Annotated in this window: 7 protein-coding genes; all 7 read left to right on the top strand. The window is 46.4% G+C overall.

The window, feature by feature from the left end; all coding sequences use genetic code 11:
* The coding region (gene pheT / locus AC9UH7_RS05645) for a phenylalanine--tRNA ligase subunit beta (RefSeq protein WP_509596103.1) at positions 1–1,901 on the top strand (1,901 nt) is incomplete at its 5' end.
* 47 nt (positions 1,902–1,948) lie between these two features.
* Positions 1,949–2,971 carry an N-acetyl-gamma-glutamyl-phosphate reductase gene (gene argC, locus AC9UH7_RS05640; RefSeq protein ID WP_509596101.1) on the top strand — a complete coding sequence of 341 codons (1,023 nt, stop codon included), beginning with the start codon at positions 1,949–1,951 and terminating at the stop codon, positions 2,969–2,971.
* A gap of 9 nt (positions 2,972–2,980) precedes the next feature.
* Positions 2,981–3,766, top strand: coding sequence for an acetylglutamate kinase (gene argB / locus AC9UH7_RS05635; protein ID WP_509596100.1), 786 nt, complete (start codon positions 2,981–2,983; stop codon positions 3,764–3,766).
* Positions 3,763–4,932: an acetylornithine transaminase gene (locus tag AC9UH7_RS05630; protein ID WP_509596098.1), complete on the top strand. Its 1,170-nt coding sequence runs from the start codon at positions 3,763–3,765 to the stop codon at positions 4,930–4,932. Before argB ends, AC9UH7_RS05630 begins: the two co-directional genes overlap by 4 nt.
* Positions 4,922–5,404, top strand: a complete 483-nt coding sequence (locus AC9UH7_RS05625) for an arginine repressor (RefSeq protein ID WP_509596096.1) — start codon at positions 4,922–4,924, stop codon at positions 5,402–5,404. Before AC9UH7_RS05630 ends, AC9UH7_RS05625 begins: the two co-directional genes overlap by 11 nt.
* Positions 5,404–6,831, top strand: coding sequence for an argininosuccinate lyase (gene argH / locus AC9UH7_RS05620; protein WP_509596094.1), 1,428 nt, complete (start codon positions 5,404–5,406; stop codon positions 6,829–6,831). The genes AC9UH7_RS05625 and argH overlap by 1 nt, the downstream gene beginning before the upstream one ends.
* Complete coding sequence (gene tyrS / locus AC9UH7_RS05615) at positions 6,828–8,093, top strand: tyrosine--tRNA ligase (RefSeq protein ID WP_509596092.1); 1,266 nt, start codon at positions 6,828–6,830, stop codon at positions 8,091–8,093. The genes argH and tyrS overlap by 4 nt, the downstream gene beginning before the upstream one ends.
* Positions 8,094–8,626: the final 533 nt, after the last annotated feature.

Below are 8,626 nucleotides of genomic sequence, written 5' to 3'. Positions count from 1 at the left end.
GCTCCTTGGATTTGAAGTTCACCGATCCCGTCAATGCATTACGCGGTCTAAAGTTTGCAGAGACTGGCAAGGGTGTTACAGCCAAGATTGGCGAAAAGTCGTCGGCTTCTGTTTTCTATGTTCGAACTCTTTCAAATTTCGATCCAAAGGCAACGACTCCTATTTGGATGCGCCGACGTATTGAAAAGATGGGCATGCGCTCAATTTCTTTAGTTGTCGATGTTACGAACTACGTGATGTTAGAACTTGGTCAACCATTACACGCCTTTGATAAATCAAAGATCAAGGGCGGTTTAACCATCAAGCTGGCTGGCAAAGCGCAAAAGTTTAAAACTTTAGATGGCGTAGAACGCACTTTAGATCCGAATGACTTAATGGTGTGTGATGATGAACAACCATTAGCTTTAGCAGGAACAATGGGTGGACTTTCATCTGAGATCAGCGAAACCACAACGGATATTGCACTCGAAGCGGTTCATTTCTGCGAAGTGTGTATTGCAAGGAACTCTCGTCGTCACAAACTTTCATCTGAAGCATCACGTCGCTTAGAGCGAAGCGTGGATCCTTCCTTGGCTGAGTTTGCATCTGCTCGCTTTGTGCAACTTCTTACCGCTCATAGTTCCGCTAAGCATGTGGCAACTGTGGTTGATGGGGAGCCAATCTATGCACCTTTGGTCACTATTGATCCTGCTTATGTTTCCAAGACTTTAGGCTTTGATATCCCAGCAAAGAAGGTTGCTGAGGTACTTCGTGTTATTGGGTGCGATGTTGACGAGAAGAGTTTCACCATCGATCCGCCATCATGGCGAGCAGATCTATTGACTGCTGCAGATTTTACTGAAGAGGTGGCCCGCATGATCGGCTACGACAAGATCCCTTCAGTTTTGCCTCCACGTCCTTTGCATGCAACATTGACTCCAACTCAAAAGCGTCGCCGCGCTGTTGCAACCATGCTTGCAAGTCGTGGTTTGGCAGAGGTTCAGACATTCCCATTTACCAATCAAGCAACTATTGATTCCATGGGTTTTGTGGGCGAGCGTGCTGCGACATATAAAGTTGCAAACCCAATGTCAGAAGAGTTTCCGCTCATGCGTGTGCACTTAGTTCCTGGCTTGATTGAAGTGGCTCAACGAAACATAAGTCGCGGTGCAAAAGATTTTGCAATCTTTGAAATGGGCTCAATCTTCCGTAGTGACCAGAAGTTAGTTCCTGCAATTTCTCCAGATCTTTCTAAGCGTCCTTCCAAAACAATCATTGACGAAATATTTGCAAGTGTTCCGCCACAGGGATATCACGTTGCAGGTTTACTCGTTGGAAAAACCGAAAATGAGAATTGGCAGGGCAAAGCGCGTTCCTATAATTGGCAAGATGCAATTTCATACGCCCAAGATGTTTTAGCGCTGTGTAATCTTGAATGGACAGTGGCTCGCTCAGATCTAGCCCCCTGGCATCCGGGTCGTTGCGCAGAGCTAATTGTTAATGGAAAAGCCGTTGCACATGCAGGTGAACTTCATCCACGCATAGTTTCCGCCTATGGTTTACCTGAGCGTTCAGTTGCATTTGCTGTGGCGCTAAGCGCGCTGCCGGATTCGGCGCTGGTTCGACCTACAACAGTTGGAACCATGCCAGCTGCGGTTCAAGATGTGGCTTTGATTGTCGAATCAAATGTAAGTGCAGCAGATATTGAAGGAGCCTTGCGCGCAGGTGCAGGCGATTTACTTGAATCCATTACCTTGTTTGATCGTTACGACAAGATTGGCGATGGCAAGATTTCACTTGCCTTCACTCTGGTTTTCCGTGCACAGGATCGCACCCTTACAGGCGAAGAGGTGAGCGCTATGCGCGAGGCAGCTACAGCGGTGGCGGCGGCTAAATTCGGAGCTGTAGTCCGCACCGCATAATTATGCATAAGATTGCATAATTATAGATATTACCTTACCCTTTACTTATGAAATCAGCGGTCATTGGTGCTAGTGGATACGCAGGTGGAGAACTCTTAAGGCTGCTTGCAATCCATCCACACTTTGAAGTTGTTGTCGTTAGTGCGCATTCAAATGCAGGGGAGCAGGTCACATCTGTTCATCCACAGCTTCAAAGCTATGCGGGTAGAAGTTTTGTATCAACCGATTCGATTGATTTTTCAGCCCTTGAGTTAGTTTTTCTTGCACTCCCTCATGGTGAATCAGCTGCGATAATAGAAAAGATTCCAACTAGTGTAAAGATCGTTGATCTTGGGGCAGATTTTAGATTAGAAGATGCTGCGCAATGGGAAAAGTACTACGGTGGAAAGCACGCAGGTTTCTGGGTGTATGGCTTGCCTGAACTTGCATCTGGCCAGCGGGAAGCAATTAAGAAGGAAACCAGAGTTTCTAATCCTGGCTGTTATGCAACATCAATATCTCTTGGTATTGCACCTGTATTAGGGCTGATTGACGTGTCAGACATTGTCGTGGTTGCTGCATCTGGCACAACAGGTGCCGGACGAAATGCATCCATGAATTTGATTGGTAGTGAAGTAATGGGTTCACTTTCATCGTATAAGTTTGGCGGAGTACATCAACACACACCTGAGATCGAGCAGGCACTTTCAGCGGTAGCGCAAAAGAAAGTAAAACTTTCTTTTACACCAATTCTTGCGCCAATGCCGCGTGGAATTCTTTCCACAATTACCGCGAAATTGAATTCATCCCTGAATACTCAGCAGGCACATGAGATGTTTTCTTCACACTACGCTTCTGAATTCTTTGTCGACGTTCTCCCAATAGGACAGATGCCTAAGACAAGTGCTGTTATTGGTAGCAACAAGGTTCAGTTACAGGTCGCGGTTGATGCACATACAAATCGCATCGTTGTCTCTGTTGCCATAGATAACCTTGGCAAAGGCGCAGCTGGACAAGCTATTCAGAACGCTAACTTGATCTGTGGACTAGCCGAGATCAGCGGTCTAGCCCTCGATGGAATCGGTTCTTAAGGCTTCGATGTGATTGTCGTAAAATTTGGCGGACATGCAATGAAGGATGAAAACGGAAACTTCGCCAAAGCCATCTCCGCTGCCCAAAACGCAGGAGAGCAGGTTGTAGTTGTCCACGGAGGGGGCCCTCAAATTGATGCAGCCCTAGATGCTCAGGGGATTGTTAGTACTTGGGTTGGAGGGTTTCGAGTAACAACGCAGGAGATATTTGATGTGGTGGAGGATGTTCTGGTTAATCAAGTCGGCCCAGATGTTGCCGCCAGATTAGGCAAGGCTGGCATCAAAGCTCAAGCTATATCGGCGCGTACATTGCCAACTGTCATCGCAAGTCGTCGAACACATTTGATCGATGGAACCCCTGCCGATCTTGGATTTGTTGGAAATGTTGAGAAGGTGAATCCTTCAGCATTGCTTGAATTGCTCAATCAAGGGGTCGTACCTGTTGTCGCACCTGTTTCATCTGATGTGGATCTTAAGGCAGGGTTGAATGTGAATGCAGATTTCGCTGCTGCAGCGATTGCATCATCGCTAGAAGCATCTTCCTTAATCGTCATGACAGATGTCGCAGGCATCTATCGCAACTGGCCTGATAAAGATTCACTCATTGAAAGCATTTCAGCAAGCGAACTTGAATCAATCAAGACAAATTTTGCAGATGGCATGGCTCCTAAGGTTCAAGCAGCACTTGATGCGCTCTCATATGGCGCAAAAGCAGTACGTATTATTGATGGAACCGATTCCGATAGTTTTGCTTCAGCGCTGACTGGTAGAGGCGGAACGTTGGTGGTTGCATGACTAACAAGAAATATTTAAAGCGCTGGGATAGCTCACTACAGAATAATTATGGCAAGCCATCAATTGCTTTAGTTAAGGGCAAGGGAATAGTTGTTACTGATGCAGATGGCAACACCTACTTGGATTTTCTAGGCGGGATTGCGACAAGCATCTTGGGTCATGCACACCCTGCGATCGTAAAAGCGGTGACAAAGCAGATTTCGACTTTAAGCCACGTTAGTAATTTCTACGCACACCCCAACGCAATAGAGTTAGCGGAGAAATTAGCAGCAATGACAGGGGACAAGAGTGCAAAAGTATTCTTTTGTCAGTCAGGTGCTGAGGCCAATGAGGCATCGTTAAAACTTTCACGACGCACAGGCAAAGTGCGAGTTGTTGCTGCCCAGGGTGCTTTTCATGGTCGCACTATGGGCGCACTGTCGCTTACTGGGCAAGCCTCTAAGCGCGAACCTTTCTTGCCACTCATTAAGGGAGTAAAGCACGTTCCCTACGGCGACATTGATGCGATGCGAAAAGCGATAAGCAAGAAAACTGCGATGGTAATTATTGAACCAATTATGGGAGAGGCAGGAGTAATTGTTCCTCCATCAGATTATCTACAACAACTACGACAACTGTGTGACAAAAATGGTTCATTGCTTGTTATTGATGCAGTCCAGACAGGGATGGGGCGAACTGGTGATTGGTTCGGTTATGAATACTCAGGAATAACACCCGATGTCATCACATTAGCCAAAGGGTTAGGCGGGGGCCTTCCATTGGGTGCAATGATTGCATTGGGGAAAGCGGCAGATTTATTTCAAGCAGGAGATCATGGCTCTACATTTGGTGGAAATCCAGTGACGACTGCAGCTGGCTTAGCAGCGATTGAATACATTGAGACAAAAGACATTTTGCAAAAAGTTGAAAAACAAGGTTCACACTTGATGCAGGAATTAGCGCTCATTCCAGGAGTGAAAGAAGTTCGTGGGGCTGGCTTGCTACTTGGAATCGAGTTGGAATCATTAAAGGCATCGGATGTGTCGGATGCTATGCGAGATGCCGGAATTCTGGTGAATGCGGCAAATCCAACAACAATTCGTATTGCACCGGCTTTGATTGTGACTGATGCTCAGATCAATAAATTCATTTCCACATTCAGAAAGGTGATTACAGATGCCAAGTAATGCCCAATCAGTCTCTGCTCGCAGAGCCAAGGCGATATTCCTCATTCAATCTGGATTGGTTCACTCACAGTCAGATCTTGTTGTGTTGTTGAAAAAGGCGGGCTATAAAGTAACTCAAGCTACCGCTAGTCGTGATCTTGAGGAGATAGGTGCTGTTCGTGCGCGCAATAAAAATGGAGAAAGCACTTATCAAATACGTGAAAGCGCAGAGGATGCGATTGCGCGAAGCACGCCTTTACCTTCTCAATTGATATTGTCCGTTGATCACAGCGCGAATTTGGCCGTGATTCATACTCCTCCAGGTGCTGCTCAGTTTTTGGCAAGCTCTCTGGACCATGCCGGCTTGACTGGGGTAATTGGCACTATTGCTGGGGACGACACGATTATCTTGGTGTCCAAGAAAGCAACAGGTGGAGCCCATTTAGCGAAAGAATTGCTTGCTTACGCACAATCAGATGGAAAGAGGAAGTAATGGCTCTCTGGGGCGGTCGTTTTTCGCAAGGACCTGAGGAATCAGTCTTTGCCCTGTCCCGAAGTGTGCACTTTGATTGGCGCTTGGCTCCCTATGACCTTCGTTCTTCTAAGGCTCACTTAGCAGTCTTAAAAAAGAGTGGCCTAGTTTCAACCAAGGATGCCGATGCAATAGCAAAAGCGCTGAACGAGCTGTCGAATGAAGTCTTAAACGGCAGCTTTCTAGCTATTGATTCAGATGAAGATGTTCATAGTGCTCTTGAGCGAGGATTAACTGAAAAGATCGGTGCTGTCGGGGGAGCGATTCGCGCAGGACGCTCTCGCAACGATCAGGTCACTACAGATCTTCGACTCTTTGCAATCGATCACATGCTAGAAGTTGCTCGATTGATCACAGCGCTTCAAACTGCAATTCTCGAAAAAGCTGCTGAATATGTAAATGATCCGGCACCTGGTTTTACCCATATTCAACACGCACAACCGGTTTCATTTGGACATGAATTGGCAAAGCATGCGCATGCCTTTGCTCGCGATCTTGATCGTATAAATGATTGGCTAGCACGTACCTCTGTTAGTTCGTTAGGAGCTGGTGCACTAGCTGGCTCCTCTCTTGCACTTGAACCAGCCTATACAGCGCAGAATCTTGGCTTCAATTCTTCATTTGCAAACAGTATCGACGCGGTGAGTGATCGTGATTATGTTGCTGAAGCTTTGTTTATTTGCGCAATGATTGGAACTCACCTTTCACGAATTGGTGAAGAATGGACATTGTGGGCTTCACAAGAGTTTGCATGGGCCAAGGTTTTAGATGCGTACTCAACCGGATCCTCGATCATGCCACAAAAGAAAAACCCAGACATGGCTGAACTTGCACGCGGTAAATCAGGACGCCTTGTTGGAAACCTGATGAGTGTTTTAACAATGCTCAAAGGTTTACCTTTTGCATATAATCGCGATTTGCAGGAAGACAAAGAACCGTTGTTCGACAGTTTCGACACATTGTTGCTTGTTCTGCCCGCCGTAACAGGGATGATTGCAACAACGGAGTTTGATCGAGAGAAGATGGCGTTAGCAGCCCCTACGGGATTTTCACTAGCCACTGAAATTGCGGATTATCTGGCCAAGAAGAGCGTTCCTTTTGCTGTTGCCCACGAAGCGGCTGGAAAGTGTGTTGCAATGTGTGAAGACTCAGGTCGTCAATTGCACCAATTATCAGATGCTGAATTTTTGCAGGTCCATCCACAATTAGATGTGGGAGTAAGAGACGTGCTTACCGTCCATGGGGCGATCAATTCGCGCACGACATCTGGTGGAACAGCGCCCGTGCTTGTTGCTGCCCAGATTAAAGATGCTTTAGCCGCCAATTCCAATACCGAGAGAGAAATTGCCAGCAAACAAGCTGCATTTTCGGAGATGATGAGCTCATGAACTTAATCGAGGATCTGCGCTGGCGTGGCTTATTGGCGCAGTCAACTGATGAAAAAGCCTTAATTGAGTCACTCAAGCAACCAATCACTTTGTATGTTGGCTTCGACCCAACAGCTCCCTCACTTCATGCAGGTAACTTGGTAGTCCTCTTAGTTTTACGACGATTCCAATTAGCAGGGCATAACCCCATCGCATTAGTTGGGGGTGCAACAGGTTTGGTCGGAGACCCTAGCGGCAAGAATGAAGAACGCACCCTCAATAGCAGTGAGGTTGTTGAAGCGTGGGTTAATCGCATCCGCCACCAAGTATCAGCGTTCTTAGATTTTGACGCACCCAAGAATCCCGCACGGGTTGTGAACAACCTCGACTGGACTTCACCATTAAGTGCCATTGAATTCCTTCGCGACATTGGCAAGCACTTTAGCGTTAACCAAATGTTGTCTAAAGATTCTGTCTCTGCGCGTTTAGAAGGTGGAGGAATTTCCTACACCGAATTTTCATATCAAGTGTTGCAGTCATATGATTTTCTGGAACTGTTTCGACGTAACAACTGTACGTTGCAAGTTGGCGGATCAGATCAGTGGGGAAATATTGTCGCAGGCCTTGATTTGATTCGTCGCGTTGAGCAGGGGAGCGGACATGCGTTAACCGTTCCATTGCTGATGAAGGCCGATGGAACTAAGTTTGGAAAGACAGCTGGAGGGTCGGTTTGGTTAGATCCCGAGATGACTTCACCCTATGCGTTCTTCCAATTCTGGCTTAATAGTGATGATAAAGATGTGATCAATTTCCTCAAGGTGTTTTCATTCAAGTCACACGAAGAGATCACCGAACTTGAAAAATCCCATAACGAAAATCCTGGATTACGAGAGGCACATCGTGCATTGGCTCGTGAGTTAACTTCATTAGTACATTCAGAAGAGACAACACAGCGCGTTGAAGCTGCAGCTCGTGCATTGTTTGGTCAAGGTGAATTATCAGAACTGGATGAAGCAACTCTTGCTTCAGCACTTGCAGAACTCCCGCGAACAACAGTTTCATCAACAGATGAAATTCCAACCTGGGTAGATCTCCTAGCAGCAACAGGTGTTGTTGACTCAAAATCAGCGGCGCGACGCATCGTTAAAGAAGGTGGCGCATATCTCAATAATGAGAAGATTTCTGGTGAAGATTTCAGACCTTCAAAATCTGACTTTTTATGCGGAAAATATGCGGTTTTGAGAAAAGGTAAAAGAGATCTCGCTGCTGTCGAATTGGTCTAACCCTTCAAAAAGAGGCTAAAAACCCTAGCGGGCGTGGATAATTCGCAATTTTGCCATTTTTGAAGCTTTCCTCTGGTCTCGGAGATGTCGATTTGACCCGTTCAGGGAGCCTATGTATAGTTACGCTCCTTGCTGGGAACGGACGATTTAGGCCGGACAGTAGGCACAGAAGCTCAAGTAATTGAGCCTCAGCCAGATCTAGTAACTCATTTAGGCCAGTTTGACCGCGCCTGCATGCATGCACTAAGTTTGGCGATCTGCCCTGAAAATCAGGAGAAATCCTGAGAAGCAGTGCGCATCCGTACCTTGAGAACTCAACAGCGTGCCATAAGTCAATGCCAATAGTGGCTTAGTTCGTCATGCTTTCAATAGCGAAAAATCATTGTTTTACAGTGCTTTTTGATGCATTAACAACCACGGCAAATATATAAATACCTCAATGAGGTATAGCCATAAAAAGCTATACCCGTTGATTTCCTTTGGTATATAAATGACAAATTAAACGACAGTTTGTTTGTCTGATCGCCAAGATG

Source organism: Candidatus Planktophila sp. (genome assembly GCF_044348745.1).
Classification (GTDB): Bacteria; Actinomycetota; Actinomycetes; order Nanopelagicales; family Nanopelagicaceae; genus Planktophila.
The sequence above is the reverse complement of the archived record's forward strand: the minus strand, read 5'-3'. Positions and strand labels throughout refer to the sequence as shown.

Coding starts and splice junctions, on each gene's coding strand:
- argC (WP_509596101.1), top strand. CDS start 1,949: ATGAAATCAGCGGTCATTGGTGCTAGTGGATACGCAGGTGGAGAACTC.
- AC9UH7_RS05630 (WP_509596098.1), top strand. CDS start 3,763: ATGACTAACAAGAAATATTTAAAGCGCTGGGATAGCTCACTACAGAAT.
- AC9UH7_RS05625 (WP_509596096.1), top strand. CDS start 4,922: ATGCCAAGTAATGCCCAATCAGTCTCTGCTCGCAGAGCCAAGGCGATA.
- argH (WP_509596094.1), top strand. CDS start 5,404: ATGGCTCTCTGGGGCGGTCGTTTTTCGCAAGGACCTGAGGAATCAGTC.
- tyrS (WP_509596092.1), top strand. CDS start 6,828: ATGAACTTAATCGAGGATCTGCGCTGGCGTGGCTTATTGGCGCAGTCA.